Source organism: Streptomyces sp. NBC_00016, from assembly GCF_045040885.1.
GTDB classification, from domain to species: Bacteria; Actinomycetota; Actinomycetes; order Streptomycetales; family Streptomycetaceae; genus Streptomyces; species Streptomyces coriariae.
This window is the reverse complement of sequence record NZ_CP108304.1, coordinates 8928854-8944743: the sequence shown is the minus strand read 5'-3', so window position 1 is coordinate 8944743 and position 15890 is coordinate 8928854. Positions and strand designations below refer to the sequence as shown.

Annotated in this window: 17 protein-coding genes; 2 read left to right on the top strand and 15 right to left on the bottom strand. The window is 72.8% G+C overall.

Annotation, left to right across the window (positions count from 1 at the left end; genetic code table 11):
- Nucleotides 1-111: 111 nt before the first annotated feature.
- The 7 genes from OG933_RS39770 to OG933_RS39740 form a co-directional block, all read right to left on the bottom strand.
- Nucleotides 112-1032 (bottom strand): aldo/keto reductase, encoded by a 921-nt coding sequence (locus tag OG933_RS39770; protein WP_362532153.1) that lies wholly within the window; start codon nucleotides 1030-1032, stop codon nucleotides 112-114.
- A gap of 52 nt (nucleotides 1033-1084) precedes the next feature.
- Entirely contained in the window at nucleotides 1085-1951 is an 867-nt protein-coding gene (locus OG933_RS39765; RefSeq protein ID WP_362532155.1) for a hypothetical protein, read from the bottom strand.
- A complete protein-coding gene (locus tag OG933_RS39760; RefSeq protein ID WP_230193742.1) occupies nucleotides 1948-2514 on the bottom strand; it encodes an RNA polymerase sigma factor in 567 nt (188 codons plus the stop codon). Before OG933_RS39760 ends, OG933_RS39765 begins: the two co-directional genes overlap by 4 nt.
- On the bottom strand, nucleotides 2511-2675 hold the full coding sequence (locus tag OG933_RS39755; RefSeq protein ID WP_160160046.1) for a hypothetical protein: 165 nt from the start codon (nucleotides 2673-2675) through the stop codon (nucleotides 2511-2513). Before OG933_RS39755 ends, OG933_RS39760 begins: the two co-directional genes overlap by 4 nt.
- Before the next feature lie 286 nt (nucleotides 2676-2961).
- Entirely contained in the window at nucleotides 2962-4287 is a 1326-nt protein-coding gene (locus tag OG933_RS39750) for an aldehyde dehydrogenase family protein (RefSeq protein WP_405631931.1), read from the bottom strand.
- Between the two features lie 135 nt (nucleotides 4288-4422).
- Nucleotides 4423-5622, bottom strand: coding sequence for an RNA polymerase sigma factor (locus OG933_RS39745; RefSeq protein ID WP_405631929.1), 1200 nt, complete (start codon nucleotides 5620-5622; stop codon nucleotides 4423-4425).
- Nucleotides 5622-5972 (bottom strand): YciI family protein, encoded by a 351-nt coding sequence (locus OG933_RS39740; RefSeq protein ID WP_054240858.1) that lies wholly within the window; start codon nucleotides 5970-5972, stop codon nucleotides 5622-5624. The genes OG933_RS39745 and OG933_RS39740 overlap by 1 nt, the downstream gene beginning before the upstream one ends.
- A 109-nt stretch (nucleotides 5973-6081) precedes the next feature.
- On the opposite strand from OG933_RS39740, the gene OG933_RS39735 reads away from it, so the two are divergent.
- Nucleotides 6082-7110: an acyl-CoA dehydrogenase family protein gene (locus tag OG933_RS39735; RefSeq protein ID WP_405631925.1), complete on the top strand. Its 1029-nt coding sequence runs from the start codon at nucleotides 6082-6084 to the stop codon at nucleotides 7108-7110.
- 77 nt (nucleotides 7111-7187) lie between these two features.
- Here the strand turns inward: OG933_RS39735 and OG933_RS39730 are convergent, their stop codons facing one another.
- The 5 genes from OG933_RS39730 to OG933_RS39710 form a co-directional block, all read right to left on the bottom strand.
- Nucleotides 7188-8330, bottom strand: coding sequence for an LLM class flavin-dependent oxidoreductase (locus tag OG933_RS39730; RefSeq protein ID WP_020126166.1), 1143 nt, complete (start codon nucleotides 8328-8330; stop codon nucleotides 7188-7190).
- Nucleotides 8331-8419: 89 nt separating this feature from the next.
- A complete protein-coding gene (locus OG933_RS39725) occupies nucleotides 8420-9604 on the bottom strand; it encodes an SfnB family sulfur acquisition oxidoreductase (RefSeq protein WP_405631922.1) in 1185 nt (394 codons plus the stop codon).
- 7 nt (nucleotides 9605-9611) lie between these two features.
- Complete coding sequence (ssuE, locus tag OG933_RS39720) at nucleotides 9612-10166, bottom strand: NADPH-dependent FMN reductase (RefSeq protein ID WP_362272863.1); 555 nt, start codon at nucleotides 10164-10166, stop codon at nucleotides 9612-9614.
- A gap of 161 nt (nucleotides 10167-10327) precedes the next feature.
- Entirely contained in the window at nucleotides 10328-11449 is a 1122-nt protein-coding gene (sfnG, locus tag OG933_RS39715; RefSeq protein WP_362532174.1) for a dimethylsulfone monooxygenase SfnG, read from the bottom strand.
- A 145-nt stretch (nucleotides 11450-11594) separates the two neighbouring features.
- A complete protein-coding gene (locus OG933_RS39710) occupies nucleotides 11595-11672 on the bottom strand; it encodes a putative leader peptide (RefSeq protein WP_350786652.1) in 78 nt (25 codons plus the stop codon).
- 143 nt (nucleotides 11673-11815) lie between these two features.
- Here OG933_RS39710 and OG933_RS39705 point away from each other — a divergent pair, with 143 nt between their 5' ends.
- Nucleotides 11816-12733 (top strand): LysR family transcriptional regulator, encoded by a 918-nt coding sequence (locus OG933_RS39705; protein WP_362532176.1) that lies wholly within the window; start codon nucleotides 11816-11818, stop codon nucleotides 12731-12733.
- Nucleotides 12734-12791: 58 nt separating this feature from the next.
- Here OG933_RS39705 and OG933_RS39700 read toward each other — a convergent pair whose 3' ends face one another.
- From OG933_RS39700 to OG933_RS39690, 3 genes are all read right to left on the bottom strand, one after another.
- Nucleotides 12792-13031 carry a hypothetical protein gene (locus tag OG933_RS39700; RefSeq protein WP_362532336.1) on the bottom strand — a complete coding sequence of 80 codons (240 nt, stop codon included), beginning with the start codon at nucleotides 13029-13031 and terminating at the stop codon, nucleotides 12792-12794.
- Nucleotides 13028-15148 (bottom strand): MMPL family transporter, encoded by a 2121-nt coding sequence (locus OG933_RS39695; RefSeq protein ID WP_405631918.1) that lies wholly within the window; start codon nucleotides 15146-15148, stop codon nucleotides 13028-13030. Before OG933_RS39695 ends, OG933_RS39700 begins: the two co-directional genes overlap by 4 nt.
- Before the next feature lie 175 nt (nucleotides 15149-15323).
- Nucleotides 15324-15830 carry a MarR family transcriptional regulator gene (locus tag OG933_RS39690; RefSeq protein WP_028806219.1) on the bottom strand — a complete coding sequence of 169 codons (507 nt, stop codon included), beginning with the start codon at nucleotides 15828-15830 and terminating at the stop codon, nucleotides 15324-15326.
- Nucleotides 15831-15890: the final 60 nt, after the last annotated feature.

The following is a 15890-nucleotide window of genomic DNA, read 5'->3' as shown; positions in this document are numbered from 1 at the left end:
CTCGTCGGCGGATCAGTTCGCCGGTGTCCCTCGCCGACGGTCCCCCGGCGCCCGGCGTCCGGCGGGCAGCGAACAGCGGGGCCGCGGGGCGGCATGCCGCTCGTCGGTGGATCAGTTGGCCGGTGGGCCGTCGGCGCCGTGGTGGGCGGTGTTCAGGCGGTGCAGTTCTTCGGCCGTGAGGCGCAGCGCGCCCGCCGCGACGTTCTCCGTGAGGTGGCCGGGGTCCCCGGTGCCCGGGATGGCCAGCACATGCGGCCCCTGGGCGAGGGTCCAGGCGAGGCGGACAGCGGCGGGGGACGTGCCGTGGGCGCGGGCGACGGCGAGCACCGCCTCGTCGTGGGCGGTGATGGCGCCCTGCGCTCCGCCGTCGCCCGCGATGGCGAAGAACGGCACGAAGGCGACGCCCTGTTCGCCGCAGACGCGCAGGAGTTCCTCGGTCGCGGGGGCGTGGTGGCCGAGGCCGTAGCGGTTCTGCACGCTGACGACGGGGGCGATGGCCTGCGCCTCGGCGAGATGGCGGGGTTCGACGTCGGAGATGCCGAGGTGGCGGATCAGTCCGGCGGCGCGCAGTTCGGCGAGGGCGCCGAAGTGCTCGGCGATCGAGTCCTGGCGCATCCGGCGCAGGTACACCAGGTCGAGGTGGTCGCGACCGAGCTGGCGCAGGTTCTCCTCCACGTGGCCGCGCAGGTCCTCGGGGCGGGCCGAGGTGCCCCACTCCCCCGACCAGTCACGGAAGGGGCCGACCTTGGTGGCGATCAGCAGGTCGTCGGGGTACGGGGCGAGGGCCCTGTTGATCAGTTCGTTGGCGGAGCGCAGGGCGGAGAAGTAGAAGGCGGCGGTGTCGATGTGGTTGACGCCGAGTTCGATCGCCTTGCGCAGGACGGCGATCGAACGGCCGCGGTCGCTCGGCGTGCCGAGGTGGAAGGCCGCGCTGCCGGTCAGCCGCATCGCGCCGAAGCCGATGCGGCCGACCGTCAGGCCGCCGATGTCCCAGGTGCCCGCGGCGTCCGCGGTGATCGTTGCGGAGGTCATCCGGGCAGTCTCGCACGCGTCGCGCACCGGCACGAGCCGGTGGCGCGGGCCCTCAACAGGCCACGGTCTCCTCGCACTTGCGCAGCGCTTCCTGGACGTCGCGGCTCCAGTGCCGGGCCGTGCGGGGGGTGGCCGAGGACACGGTGTGCACGGCCGGCTCCCGGCGTTCGGGCAGCGTGCCGGACCGGGCGCGCCGGCGCTCCTTGGCGGGGGGTGTGCCATGGGCGACGACCTCCTCCACGATCTCGGCCAGATCGCCGTCGGGGAGGGGGAGTTCGAGGTCGTCGTCGACGAAGCCGACCACGGCCGGCACGTACTCGACCAGCGCCCGCAACGCCCTGGGCAGTCCTCTCCCGCCGCGGCGCAGACCGCTGAGCACATGCAGCGCCGTGGCGATCTCCAGTTCGGTGGCCTCCCGGCTCAGCGTGGCGGGGGTGATCTCCGTGTGGCGCAGCCACCAGTCGGCCTCGTCGTCCTCCCCCATCGAGCGGTGGTGGAGGTAGAGGCAGTATCCGGAGACGGTGTCCGAGGCGCCGGCGCCGTACTGCCACCAGAAGCGGGCGCTGTCCTCGCAGTCGGCGAGGTACAGCAGGCTCCCGAGGATCCGCGCGCCGGAGGGCTCGGGCAGGGAGCTGCCGAGGAAGTTGCCGATGCCCTTCAGGGCGCCGGGGCGGGTCAGCAGCGCCTCGCAGAGCGCTCGGAGGTCCCGCGCCGCGGGGTGCACCCGCGGGGGCCTGCGGGCCGCCGCGGCGCGCTGCGGGCACACCCGCGCCGTGGGCCCGTCGGGGCCGCCCGCCGCGACCCGGGCGGCGATACGGGCCTCCGCGGCCTCGATGTCCGCGCGGCCGTAGGGGGCCGTGGGGGTCAGCCGCGCCCCCGCCAGCAGGGTGTCGATGTCGCTCGCGATGTCGAAGGTCATGACCGCTCCGCCTCCTCCTCGGCGCACGATGTGTAGATCTCCCGCAGCCGGCGTTTGGCATAGCGCTCGGTGGAACGCACCCCGGCCTCGGTGATCCCCAGCTGGAACGCCACGTCGGCGGTGCTGTAGCCCTCGCAGTAGCGCAGCCGGATGACGTCCCGCTGGCGCTCGGGGAGGGCGGAGATCGCCCGGAACAGCCGCAGGTTCTGCTCGATCACCTCGAAGGCGTCCTCGGCGCCCTGGAGGGTGACCGTCTCGAAGACGGCCGTGTCCATCAGCGTGGCGCGCCGGCCGCGGGCCCGGGCGTGGTCGATGACGCGGTTCTTCATCACCCGCCAGGCGTAGGCGGCGGGGTTCTCGGCGCTCAGTATCTGTGGCCACTGCCGGGCGAGTTGGACGAACGCCTCGTCCACGGCCTCCTCGGCGTCCGCGCGGCAGCGCAAGCAGCGCTCGGCCTCGCGGACGTAGCGCGGGCGGTGCATCTGGTGGAAGGCGCTGAAGTCCAGGGGCAGCTTCTCCGGCGCCCGCGGGTTGCCCGCGGGTCGCAACTCCTCCTGGGTCACCGATCGCCTCCCGGGAGGCGATGGTCCATTTCCCGGACGCCCACCCGCACGAGTGCGGCGACGAACCGACGCGCGAGGGTGAGGACCCCGGGTCCGAAGACCCGGAGGGCGAGTACGGACAACGCCACGTCGCGGGCGAGCTGTTCGAACTGGTCGTTCACGGACCCTTCGGTCCTTCCGCTGGCTGTGCGGGGCTCAGGGACCCCGGAAGGCATCGGTCACACCTTCTGCCTCCACGGCGTCCGGCGGTGCCGTTTCGTGCACTCCGGATTCGAAAGTCCGACGGAATTGGCCGTTTCGGACTACGGACCGTGCCGTTCCGGGCTAATACCGCTCCCCTGACGGCCGCTTGGCGGGCTACTTCCGCTCACTCCCGTCCGTTTTCGCCCGCCCGCCCCCGCTGCCCGCACCCCGCCGTCCGCCCCCGCTGCCCGCGCCTCGCGCGGCTCAGTGCAGTGGCTTCTCCAGCACCGCCTTGCGGTGGCTGAACGTCTCGATGGACCAGCGGCCGTGGTAGTTGCCCATGCCGCTATCGCCCACTCCGCCGAACGGCAGGTCGGAGACGGTGAGATGGGCGAGCGGCAGGCCGTAGCCGAGGCCGCCGGAAGAGGTCTCGGCGGCGATGCGTCCCCGGGTCTCGCCGGACTCGGTGAAGACGTACAGGGCGAGGGGCTTGTCGCGGTCGTTGATGAAGGCGATCGCCTCGTCCAGGCCTTCGACGGTGACGATCGGCAGGATCGGGCCGAAGATCTCCTCCCGCATCACGGGCGACCCGGGGTCGACGTCGGCGAGGACGGTGGGCGCCAGGTACTTGTCCGTACGGTCCTTGCCGCCGCCGACCACGATCCGGCCGGAGTCGAGCAGGGCGGCGAGCCGGTCGAAGTGGCGTTCGTTGATGATGCGGCCGTAGGCGTCCGAGGCCTGCGGGTCGGTCCCGTAGAGCGTCTCGACCGCGCGGGTCAGCAGGGGTTCGAGGGCGGCGGCCGTCTCCGGGTCGGTGAGGACGTAGTCGGGGGCGACGCAGGTCTGGCCGGCGTTCAGGAACTTGCCGCGGGCCAACCGGTCGGCGACGACGGAGAGATCGGCGTCGCGGTCGACGAACGCCGGTGACTTGCCGCCGAGTTCGAGGGTGACCGGGGTGAGGTGCTCGGCGGCGGCGCGCAGGACGATGCGGCCGACGGTGCCGTTGCCGGTGTAGAAGATGTGGTCGAAGCGCTCGGCCAGCAGGGCGGTGGTCTCGGGGATCCCGCCCTCGACGACGGCGACCGAGTCGGTGTCGAGATACGCCGGCAGCAGGCGGGCCAGCGCGGCGGAGGTGGCGGGCGCGAGCTCGCTGGGCTTGACGACCACCGCGTTTCCGGCGGCGAGAGCGCCGACCAGCGGGGCGAGCAGGAGCTGCGCGGGGTAGTTCCAGGGCGCGATGACGAGGACCACGCCGAGCGGGTCGACCTGCGTCCACGCGGTGGCGTCGGCGCCGAGGTGGGCCGGGACCGGGGCGGACTCGGGGCGCAGCCACCCGTCCAGGTGGTCGAGGGTGTGGTCGATCTCCCGGACCGTGAAGTCGATCTCGGTGCGGTACGCCTCGGCGGAGCTCTTGCCCAGGTCGGCGTGGAGGGCGTCGGCCAGGTCGGCGCCCCGCTCGGTGAGCAGCTCACGCAGGCGGCGCAATTGCTCCGTGCGCCAGGCGACGGGCTTGGTGCGGCCGGTGCGGAACGTGGCGCGCAGCCGGGCCACGACGTCGGCGGGCTGCTCGGGAGTGGCGGGGGTGGTCACGGTGCCTCGCTGGGGTGCGCGGGCCTTGCGGCCCTGGTGTCTCGGTGCGAGCGGTCGGCTCGCTCTCGGTACGAGCGGCAGCTCGATGTATATGCCAACCTTTCATGCACCAAAATACATTCCCGGCGGCGCCGACTACTCCCCGGCCTCTTCGGTGACCGAGTGTCTGCGCCGGTCGAGGAAGGCTCGTTCCGCCGGGCTCTCGCTCAGCGCGAGGGCCGCCTCGTAGGCCCGCGCGGCCTCGGTGGCCCGGTCCAGGCGGCGCAGCAGGTCGGCGCGGACCGCGTGCCAGACGTGGTAACCGTGGAGGTCCAGTGCGTCGACGAGGTCGAGGGCCCGGCCCGGGCCTTCCGTCTCCGCCACGGCGACGGCCCGGTTCAGCGCCACGACCGGGCTCGGGGCGAGTTCCATGAGCTGGTCGTACAGGCGCAGGATCTGCCGCCAGTCGGTGTCGGCGGCGCTCGGCGCGTCGCTGTGGACGGCCTGGATCGCGGCCTGGAGCTGGTACGGCCCCGGCCGGTCGCGGCGCAGACAGCGACGGACGAGCGACTGTCCCTCGGTGACCAGGTCCCGGTCCCATCGGCCGCGGTCCTGCTCGGGCAGCGGTACGAGCGTGCCGTCGGCGTCCTCCCGCGCGGTCCGGCGCGAGTGGACGAGCAGCATCAGCGCCAGCAGGCCGGTCACCTCGGGCTCGTCCGGCATCAGCTCGGTGAGGAGCCGGCCGAGGCGCAGGGCCTCGGCGCACAGGCCCGGATCGCCCCCGTACCCCTCGTTGAAGATCAGGTAGACGACGGCGAGCACGCCGTTCAGCCGGTCGGGCAGGTCGGCGTCGCGGGGCACGCGGTACGGGATGCGCGCGTCCCGGATCTTCGCCTTGGCGCGGACCAGCCGCTGGGCCATGGTCGGCTCGGGGACGAGGAAGGCGCGGGCGAGCCGGGCGGTGGTGAGTCCGCCGAGGAGGCGCAGGGTCAGGGCGACCTGCGCCTGCGGGGCCAGCGCGGGATGGCAGCAGGTGAAGATCAGACGGAGCCGGTCGTCGCGCACGGGGCCCTCCTCCGCGGGCGGCTCGGTGGCGTACAACAGGGAGGCCTCGGCGTGCCGGGCGTCCCGGGTGGACTCCCGGCGCAGCCGGTCGACGGCCCGGTTGCGGGCGGTGGTGATGATCCAGCCTGCCGGGCTCGGCGGCACACCGGTCCGCGGCCAGCGCCCGACGGCCGTGGTGAAGGCGTCCTGCACCGCCTCCTCGGCGAGGTCGATGTCGCCGAGGAAACGGACCAGGACGGCGACGGCCCGGCCGTACTCCGCGCGGAACACGGCCTCGACGTCGACGGGCATCAGGCCTCGCCCATGAAGGGGCGCACCTCGATGGGAAGGGTGGTGGCCCAGGTCGCCCGGCGGCCCCAGTGCAGGGCGGCGTCCAGGTCCGGCGCCTTGATCAGGCAGATCCCGCCGAGGTACTCCTTGCCCTCGGCGTACGGCCCGTCGGTGACGAGGACGTCACCGCCGCCCGGCCGCAGCACGGTGGCCGTCTCCGGCCCGTGCAGTCCCCCGGCGAACACCCAGGCGTCGGCCTCGCGCAGCTCCCGGTGGAACGTCTCGAGGTTGCGGCCGATCTCCGCCATCCCCTCGGCCGACGGGGGTTCGCCCTCGGTGGGCGTGATCACGCTGAGCAGGTAGTACTTCATGACGTCCTCCGTGTCTCGGGCATGTCCCCGTGCCGTTCTGTCACCTCCTACACGAACGGCGGCCCCCCGGATCGACACCCCGCGCCACGAACCCGGAAGAATCCCGCCCATGACCGCACCGCACCCCCTCGTCACGCGCGCCCGCAGCCTCGCGGACGGCCTCCTCGCCCCGCACGCCGAACAGGTCGACCAGGAAGAGGTCCCCAGGAGCCACCTCGCGGAGATCAGGCGCTCGGGCCTGCTCGGGCTGAACGCGCCGAAGGAGTACGGCGGGGCCGCGGCACCCGGTGCGGTGCTGCGCGAGACGACGGAGATCCTGGCCGGGGCGTGCTGCTCGACCTGGTTCGTGCAGGCGCAGCACCACACCCCGGTTCTGACCCTGGCCGGGAACGAGGGTCCGGCGCGTGAACGCCTGCTGGGCCCGCTGGCGAGCGGTGAGCTGCTGTCGGGAGTGGCGTACGCGCACCTGCGGGCGTATCCGCGTGTCCCCGTCCGGGTCACCCCGGAGCGGGCCGGCTGGCGCTTCGACGGGACGGTCCCCTGGTACACGGGGTGGGGCCTGAACGATGTGCTGCTGCTCGCCGGGGTCACCGACAGCGGCGACGTCCTCTTCGCCTTCACCGAGGCGCGCGAGCAGCCGGGCCTGCGCGCCTCGGCCCCTATGCGCCTCGCCGCCCTCGGCGCGGCCCGCACGGTCTCCCTGGACCTGGACGGCCTGTGGCTCCCCGAGGAGGCGGTCGCGCTGCGCACCCCGCACGCACGCTGGTCGGCGGCGGACCGCCTGAGGACGGTGAACGCCAACCCGGCGGTCTTCGGTGTCACCGAAGCGGCCCTGACCCTGCTGGACGAGGACACGGCCGCGCCGCTGCGCGCCCGTCTCACGGAGGTCCGCACCCGGGCCTACGCCCTCGCCGACGGTTCGGCGCCCCATGAGCACCTGGCGGAGCGCCTGGCCCTGCGGACCCGGGCGTCCGAGGTGATGCGGACGGCGACCACGGCGGCGGTGGTGACCGGCGGCGGCCGCTCCATGCTGCTGACGAACAGGGCCCAACGCCTGGCGAGGGAGGCCCTGTTCCTCATGGTCCAGGCCCAGACGCGGGAGTCGCGCGCGGACCACTTGAGGTCACTCACCGACTAGCCGCCCCCAGGGGCGCGGGAAGTCGTGCGAGCCATCACCCACGATCCGCATGCGCCGACGCCCCCCGGACACCCCGCTCAGCCGGCGAACGGCACCTGCACCGACGCCACCTGCTTCCCTGCGGGGTGTTCCCACAGCCCCTCACCGGCCAGCCGGGGCAGCACGCCCTCCCCGAACCAGTACGCCTCCTCCAGATGCGGGTAGCCGGACAGCACGAACTCCTCGATCCCCAGCGCCGCGTACTCCTTGATGAGCCCGGCGACCTCCTCATGGCTGCCCACCAGCGCGGTCCCCGCGCCGCCACGGACCAGGCCGATCCCGGCCCAGAGGTGGGGATGGATCTCCAGCCCGTCCCGGCTGCCGCCGCCGTGCAGCGCGAGCATCCGCTGCTGCCCCTCGGACTCACTGCGCGCGAGCCCGGCCTGGACGGACCGCACGGTCTCCGCGTCGAACCCGGCGAGCAGCCGGTCCGCCTCCGCCCAGGCCTCCTGCGAGGTGTCGCGGGTGATGACATGGAGCCGGATACCGAACCGGAGCGTCCGCCCCTCCTTCGCCGCGAGCCCCCGGATCCAGGCGATCTTCTCCGCGACCTGGGCCGGCGGCTCGCCCCAGGTGAGGTAGACGTCGACGTACTTCGCGGCGATCTCACCGGCGATCGGCGAGGACCCGCCGAAGTACACCTCCGGGACCGGATCCGGCACCCGGGCCAGCTTCGCGTCCTCGACCCGGAGGTGCTCGCCCTCCAGGTCGACGGTCTTGCCCTCCCACAACTCCCTGACGATCCGCAGGAACTCACCCGTCCGGCGATAGCGGTCGTCCTTGTCCAGGAAGTCGCCGTAGGCCCGCTGCTCGTGGCTCTCGCCGCCGGTGACGACGTTGAGCAGGAGCCGTCCGCCGGTCTGCCGCTGGAAGGTGGAGGCCATCTGCGCGGCGAGCGTCGGCGAGACGAAGCCGGGCCGGAACGCCACCAGGAACTTGAGCCGCTCGGTGTGCTGGCTGACCATGGCCGTCGTCAGCCAGGCGTCCTCGCACCAGGCCCCGGTGGGGGTGAGCACGCCCAGGAAGCCGAGGTCCTCCGCGGCGCGGGCGATCTGGCTCAGGTAGGCGACCGTCGGCGGCCGGTCCCTTCCGGAGGCGGTGGCGGGGGTGCCGTGGCCGCCGCCGACGACATGGCGGCTGTCGCCGTTGGTGGGGAGGAACCAGTGGAAGGTGAGGGACACGTGGGGTCTCCGATCAGGAATGTCCGTCTGCCGGGTTGCCGGGTCTGCCGGGTCGGCCGGGTTGCCGGGCCCAGGCGGTCCGTTGCGGGCTAGAGCAGGCCGTGGCGCGGCGGCCGGGTGCCGTTCAGCACGAACCGCCCGAGGTGCTGGATCTTCCAGCGGGTCGGATCGTGCAGCGTGTGGGTGCGGGCGTCGCGCCAATGCCGGTGCAGATTGAGCGAGTGCAGGGCGGACCGGGTCCCGGACACCTCGAACAGGGCGCTGGAGACCTCCACCGCCGCCCGTGCCGCCCGCACCTTCGCGGCGGCGACCGCGAGGGACGCCTCGGCGGCCGTGTCGTCGGTGAGATCGGCGCGTGCCGTGTCGACCGCACGGGCGGCCTCGCGCAGCAGCGCCTGCGACGCCCGCACCTCCAGGTCGAGTTCACCGAACCGCTGGATCAGCAGCGGATCCTCGGCGGCCGCCTCGACGCCGCTCTCGAACCACGGCCGGCTCTTCGTCCGCACGAACTCCGCCGCCTCGGCGAGCGCGCCCGCGGCGATCCCGGCGTCGATCGCGGCGTGCAGCAACTGGGCCACCGCGCCGTGGAGTTGCGGCCCCTCGAAGGTGAGGTGGTGCGGCAGGACCCGGTCACCCGGTACCGGCACGCCGTCCAGGCGGACGGTGCCGCTGGCCGTCGTCCGCTGGCCCAGCCCGTCCCAGTCGTCGATCACGCTGAGGCCGGGCGCGTCGGACGGCACGTACGCGACGTGCAGCCTGTCGTCCTCGGCTCGGGCCAGCACCGGGATCCAGTCGGCGAAGAGGGCGCCGGTGGAGTAGTGCTTGACGCCGGTCAGGACGTACGAGCCGTCCGGCCGGGACTCCAGACGGGTGCGGATGTCCTGGACGTGCTTGCCGCCGGCCTCCGACTGGGCGTTGCCGAAGCGCCGGCCGGCGAGCAGCTCGGCGAAGAAGAACTTCCGCTGGTCCTGCGTACCCTGACGGCTAATCACATTGACGTAGGCGAAATGGCTCTGCGGGATCTGGGCGAGGCTGCCGTCGGCGGTGCCGAGCAGACGGAAGATCTCCGCGAGGGTCAGGTCGCTCACATCCGCGCCGCCGTGGTCGGCCGGGACGGTGACGGCGAGCAGACCGGAGGCCGACAACCTGTCCAACTCGGCGCGGGGCAGGCGCCGTTCGGAGTCGCGTGCGGAGGCTCCGGCGCGGAACTCCTCGGCCAGTGAGGCGGCGACGGCGAGGGCCTCGGCGTCGTCGGCGATGACATGGGCGGACATCGTGCGCTCAGCTCGCCGCGGCCAGGTACGGCGTCCGCCCGAGCGCGGCCGAGAACTGGTCGACGACGTGGGTGAGGGCCTCGGTGGCGGTCGGGGCGACCGTGACGGAGCCGTCCTCGTGGGCGGTGATGTCCTTGTCCAGGGTGAACCAGCCCTGCACGATGTGGGCCGCGCCCATGGAGTTGAGCACGGGGCGCAGGGCGTAGTCGATGGCGAGGACGTGGGCGGTGGATCCGCCGGTGGCCAGCGGCAGGACCGTCTTGCCGGTGAGCGCGTACTGCGGGAGCAGGTCGAGGAGCGCCTTGAGGACACCGGAGTAGGACGCCTTGTAGACCGGGGTGCCCACGATGACACCGTCGGCGCGCGCGAAGAGCTCGGTGGCCTCGACGATCGCCGGGTGGCGGAAGTCCGCGCCGAGCAGGGCCTCGGCCGGGATGGTACGGACGTCGAGCGGAATCACCTCGTGTCCCTGGACGGCGAGCCGCTGGTCGAGGTGGCGCAGCAGACGGCCGGTGCGGGAGGAGGCGGAAGGGCTGCCGGAGACGGACAGGACGGTGGCCATGGGTCCTCTTTCGAAGGAGCCCGGGGCACCCCGGCAGGGCGGGGCGCTCCGGTGGGAGCGGTCAGGAGTACCGGGCGGGTGCGGGCAGTTCGCCCTCGAGGACCCGGCGGCCGACCTCGCGGCGCTCGTGGGCGCCGGGGTCGCGGAGTGTGCGGGGACGGTCAGACCTGCGCGGGGACGGACTCCTCCCGGGTGTCCGGGAGGTGCGCCTCCAGCTCGCGGACCAGGGGCAGGACGCGCTTGCCGAAGTACTCGACCTCCTCGTGGTAGTGCAGGAAGCCGAGGAGGAACAGGTCGACGCCCAGCTTCTTGTAGGCGACGATGCGCTCGGCGATCTGCTCCGGGGTGCCGATGAGGCCGGTCCGGAATCCGTCGTTGTACTGGATGAGGTCCTCGAAGCCGGAGTCCTGCCACATGCCCTTGCCGTCGGCGGTGGAGGAGCCGGCCTGCTTGACGGCGGCGCCGAAGCCCTCGACCGCCTCGCTGTCGGCCTGGGCGACGATCTCCCGGAGCGTGTCGCGGGCCTCGGCCTCGGTGTCCCGGGCGATGAGGAAGCCGTTGAGCCCGAACTTCGGTGCCCCGCGGCCTGCCTGCTCGGCCGAGGCGCGTACGTCGGCGATCTGCTCGACGACCCCGTCGAAGTCCTTGCCGTTGGAGAAGTACCAGTCGGAGACCCGGCCGGCCATCTGCCGGGCGGCGGTGGAGTTGCCGCCCTGGAAGATCTCGGGGTGCGGCCGCTCGGGGGTGTTGAGGGGCTTGGGCTTGAGGGAGAAGTCGCGCAACCGGTAGAAGTCACCGGCGAGTTCGGTGTGGTCCTCGGTCCAGATCTGGCGCAGCGCGCGGATGAACTCCTCGGAGCGCCGGTAGCGTTCGTCGTGCTCAAGCCAGGGCTCACCCAGTGCGGTGAACTCGCCCTTGAACCAGCCGGACACGACGTTCACGGCGAACCGGCCGTTCGAGAGGTGGTCGGCGGTGGCGCCCAGTTTGGCGAGCACTCCGGGGTGCCACAGGCCGGGATGGACGGCGGCGATCACCTTCAGGCGCTGGGTGGCCAGGAGCAGGGCGAGACTGAAGCTGGTCGACTCGTGCTGGTACTCGGCGCCGTAGCTGGCCATGTATCGGACCTGGCTGAGGGCGTAGTCGAAGCCGTTGTTCTCGGCGAGGACGGCGAGTTCCCGGTTGTAGTCGTACCCCCAGTCGGTACGCTGCTCGATCTTGCTGGTGACGAGTCCCCCGCTGACATTGGGGACCCAGTAGGCGAATTTCACGGGCGCGGCGGGCATGCGGAACTCCTGGTGCGGAAATGCTTTCGGGCACGCCGAATTCACGGGGCGCAGCGGCGCCGACGGGTTACGGACGCCAAGGGGCGGGCGAACGCGGTGAATTCAGGTGGGGAAAAGGAAAAGCGCGGCGGATCGCGAGGGAGGATCAGGCCGCGGCGCAACAGGAGGCGCTGGAGACGCGCGCGAGGTCGACATGGCGTCGCCGCGTGAGGTCCAGTCGCATCTTCATGTCCTCGATCGTGGCAGCCGCCTCCGACGGCAGTCAAGGCAAACCCGACCGGTCTCGTATCGCGGACCATTGAATTTCACGAAGGTGTGACAGGGAAACCCTTGAACAGGCGCCGAACGGGCCCGCATTCTTCCGTCGTGCGTACGGAACAGCTGGAATACATCGCGGCGGTCACCCGGCTCGGTTCGCTGCGTCGGGCCGCCGAGGAACTACGGCTTTCCCAGCCCGCGTTGAGCGAGACGGTGCGGAACCTGGAACGTGAACTCGGGGTGGATCTCCTGGAGCGCAAACGGTCCGGCGCGACCATGAGCGCGTCGGGCCGGGAACTCCTGCCGCACATCATCGGAGTGCTGGACGCGGTGGACCGGCTGCGCTCGGCGGCGGGCGAGCGGCACCGGATCAGCCGGATGGTGCGGGTCGGCACGGTGAACGCGGCGACCGTGCCGCTGCTCATCCCGGTGGTCCGGGAGTTCCGCGCCGCGCATCCCGTCACCCAGGTGGAGGTGGTGGGCGCCCAGCAGACCGACATCCACCGGACCCTGCTGGAGGGCGGGTTCGACCTGGGCCTGGTCAACCATCTGGAGGGCGACGACGTGCCCGCCGAGTTCGAGTCCACCGAGCTGCTGCGCGGCCGGCCGGTGGTGTGCATGCGCCCCGACAGCCCGCTGGCCTCCGCGCCGTCGGTGTCGGTGGACGACCTGCTCGACGTACCGCTGATCGGGATGCGGTCGGGCTATGTCATGCATCGCTACGTCCATCGGCTTCTCGACGGACGCGGCCTGTCCTTCGCGTACTCCACCGACGGGGCGGAGATGGGCAAGCTGATGGTCGCCGAGGGGCTGGGCGCGACCGTCCTGCCCGACTTCAGTGTGATCGGGGACCCGCTGGAGCGGCGCGGGGCGCTCACCCACCGGCCGATCAGCGGGGACACGACACAGGTGCTGCTGATGCTGCAACGGCGGCGGGCGGAATCCGTACCCCAGGCCGCCCGGGACCTGCACGAGGTCTTCGTGCGCACGGCACGGACGCTGAGCGCGGCACCGGGGGCGCCCTAGGGACGGCCACGGAAGTGGCCGTCCCGTCGCGCGCGGGCCGCGCGAGCCCTCCGGGGGCTCAGTCCTCGTCGCCGAGTGGGACCACGACGAGGAAGGCGTCCGACTTCAGGTCCATGACCACCGTCGCGGGCTCCCCCTCGGCCCGCCGCCGTGCCGCGTACTCCTCCGCCGGCCACGACCCTCGCGGGGATCCTGCGGGGAAACGCTCCAACACCTTCGCGCCCATAGCGGCGGACACCTCCCGTGCGAAACGGACAAACTCTCCGGGAGTTCTGTTGCCCTGGATCTGCGCGGTCATGTTCCGGTCCTTGCCGACGGCTCGTCACCTGCCCTGTCGCCACCGCGACCGAGCCGTCCCGGCCACCAGGCGGGGGCGCCGATGTCCCGCACCAGCGCGGGCACCAGCAGCGAGCGCACCACGAGCGTGTCGAGCAGGACGCCGAAGGCGACGATGAAGGCGATCTGGGCGAGGAAGGCCAGCGGGATCACCCCGAGCGCGGCGAACGTGGCGGCGAGCACCACCCCGGCCGAGGTGATGACGCCGCCGGTGGTGACCAGACCCCGCAGGACGCCCTCGCGGACGCCGTGCCGCAGGGACTCCTCGCGCACCCGGGACATGAGGAAGATGTTGTAGTCGACGCCCAGCGCCACCAGGAAGACGAAGCCGTACAGCGGCACGGACGGGTCGGTGCCGCTGAAGCCGAACACGTGCCGGAACACGAGGCCGGAGACGCCCAGGGTGGCGAGGAAGTTCAGCGCCACCGTGGCCACCAGCAGCGCGGGCATCAGCAGCGAGCGCAGCAGGGCCGTCAGGATGAGGAAGATGATGGCGAGGACGACGGGGACGATGAGGGTGCGGTCCCGTTCGGCGGTGCGCAGGGTGTCGTACCGCTGGGCCGTGTAGCCGCCGACGAGGGCGTCCGCGCCGGGGACGGCGTGCAGGGAGGTGCGCAGGCGCGCCACGGTCCGCAGGGCCGCGTCGCCGTCCGCTGCGGAGTCGAGGGTGACATCGACCCGGACCCGCCCCTCGACCACCAGGGGTTCCCCGCCGGGCCGGCCCGAGGCGGTGGCGCCGGTCGCCGAGGCGACGCCCTCGGTGTCCCGGGCCGCGCCGAGGACCTGCGCCAGCCGGTCGGCGTTCGCGACGACCACGGTGGGGTTGCCGGAGCCGCCGGGGAAGTGCCGGCCCAGGGTCTCCTGCGCCGCGACGGAGGGTGCGTCGTTCACGAAGGTCTCGTCGAGGGGGACGCCCTTCGAGGCGAGCGTCGGGGCGAAGGCGGCCCCGGCCAGCAGGACGGCGAGCGTCACCGCCCAGACCCGGCGCGGCGCCCGGTCGACGAGGGCGGCGACGCGCCGCCAGACGCCGTGGCCCGCGCCGCCCGCCGTCATGCGGGCGGGCCAGTACGCGGCCTTGCCGAGCAGGACCAGGACGGCGGGCAGGAAGGTCAGTGTGCTGAGCACGGCGCAGCCGATGCCGATGGCGCCGACCGGGCCGAGGGCGCGGTTGTTGGTGAGGTCGCTGAGCAGCAGGGCGAGCAGTCCCAGGGCGACGGTCGCGGCGCTGGCCACGACGGCGCCCCAGGACTTGCGCAGTGCGGCCGTGATGGCGGCGAACCGGTCGGTGCGCGCGGCGAGTTCCTCCCGGTAGCGGGCGGTGAGCAGCAGGGCGTAGTCGGTGGCGGCGCCGATCACGAGGATCGAGAGGATGCCCTGGACCTGTCCGTCGACGCGCACCACGTCGTGGTCGGCGAGCGCGTAGACGACCGCGCAGGCGAGGCCGAGCGCGAAGACCGCGCCGAGGATGATCACCAGCGGGAGCAGCACGCTGCGGTACACGAGCAGCAGGATGACGAGGACGGTGGCCAGCGCGACGGCGAGCAGCAGTCCGTCGATGCCGGCGAAGGCGTCGGACAGGTCGGCCTGGGTCGCGGCCGGTCCGGCCAGTCGGACCGTCGTGCCGGGGACGCGTTCGGCGGCGGCGCGGATCCGGTCGAGGGTGGGGGCGAGGTCGTCCCCGAGGTCGGGGCGCAGGGGCACCACGCCCTCGACGGCCTCCCCGTCCTCGGAGAGCAGCGCGGGCGACACGTCACCGGACACGCCCCGGTCGTCGGCGAGGGAGGCGAGCGCCTGGCCGGCGGCGTCCAGCCGGTCCTCGATCCCGGTCCCGCCGGCTCCGGCTCCGGTGCCCGCGGTCCAGACGACGATCGCCGGGAGGGTCTCGTTCTGCCGGAAGGCGCGTTGCGCGGCGACGACCTCCGTGGACTCGGCGCTGCGGGGCAGGAAGGCGGCCTGGTCGTTGGTGGCGACCTCGCCCAGCCGTCCGGCGTAGGGACCGAGGACGCCGCCGACGCCGAGCCACACGGCGACGAGGAGGACCGGGACGAGCCAGCGGGCGCGTCGGGGGGTGGTGGACATCGTTCTCCAGCTCCGGAAGGGAAGGGGGTCGGGCAGTGGCAGGGGTTGCTCGACGGGAAAGGTATCTCAACAACAAACAATCTCAATGGTTGAGTAGGTTTCCGCCGAGTGATCTTAGACGTCGCCTGTCCTTCTGCCCTCGCCCGGTCCCCGGATGCGACGGACCGCGGCTGTTTCAGCGTCCGGGAGGAGTGATCCCGGACAGTTCCTCGCCCATCGCCGTGAGGAAGCGCAGCACGACCGACAGCTCGTCCTCGGTGAACCGCGAGCGCGCGGCCCGGGTCGCCTCGGCCAGCGGCCGGAAGTAGGTGCGGGCCACCGACTTGGCGTCGGCCGCGTAGTACAGGTGGACCACCCTGCGGTCGGCGCTCTCCCGGACCCGGCGGATGTGCCCCGCGCGCTCCAGCCGGTCCACGCACGCGGTGACGGCGCCGGAGGTGAGCCCGAGATGCTCGCGCAGTCGCTTCGGGGTCATCGGCCCGTCGGCGTCCAGGATCGCGGCGAGCGCCTGGACGTCCGTCGCGTGCAGCCCCTGGTCGCCCGCGAACCCGTGCACCAGCCGGTTGATCTCGCCGTTCATCCGCCGCAGCCGAACGGCGAAGGCATGCAGGTCGGTCGGCGTCGCGGACGCCTCGGACGGCTGTCCCGGCACCCGCCCCTCACGGTCGTTCGCTGTGGCCACGGGGCCAGCGTAGTCGCCGTCCGCGATCACTCGTTCGTGCGCACAAGTCCCCGCCGCATC

Bases quoted from the DNA above. Each gene is read 5' to 3' on its own strand.
- OG933_RS39770 (WP_362532153.1), bottom strand. From the start codon at position 1,032: ATGACCTCCGCAACGATCACCGCGGACGCCGCGGGCACCTGGGACATC.
- OG933_RS39765 (WP_362532155.1), bottom strand. From the start codon at position 1,951: ATGACCTTCGACATCGCGAGCGACATCGACACCCTGCTGGCGGGGGCG.
- OG933_RS39745 (WP_405631929.1), bottom strand. From the start codon at position 5,622: ATGCCCGTCGACGTCGAGGCCGTGTTCCGCGCGGAGTACGGCCGGGCC.
- OG933_RS39740 (WP_054240858.1), bottom strand. From the start codon at position 5,972: ATGAAGTACTACCTGCTCAGCGTGATCACGCCCACCGAGGGCGAACCC.
- OG933_RS39735 (WP_405631925.1), top strand. From the start codon at position 6,082: ATGACCGCACCGCACCCCCTCGTCACGCGCGCCCGCAGCCTCGCGGAC.
- OG933_RS39725 (WP_405631922.1), bottom strand. From the start codon at position 9,604: ATGTCCGCCCATGTCATCGCCGACGACGCCGAGGCCCTCGCCGTCGCC.
- ssuE (WP_362272863.1), bottom strand. From the start codon at position 10,166: ATGGCCACCGTCCTGTCCGTCTCCGGCAGCCCTTCCGCCTCCTCCCGC.
- sfnG (WP_362532174.1), bottom strand. From the start codon at position 11,449: ATGCCCGCCGCGCCCGTGAAATTCGCCTACTGGGTCCCCAATGTCAGC.
- OG933_RS39710 (WP_350786652.1), bottom strand. From the start codon at position 11,672: ATGCGACTGGACCTCACGCGGCGACGCCATGTCGACCTCGCGCGCGTC.
- OG933_RS39700 (WP_362532336.1), bottom strand. From the start codon at position 13,031: ATGACCGCGCAGATCCAGGGCAACAGAACTCCCGGAGAGTTTGTCCGT.
- OG933_RS39695 (WP_405631918.1), bottom strand. From the start codon at position 15,148: ATGTCCACCACCCCCCGACGCGCCCGCTGGCTCGTCCCGGTCCTCCTC.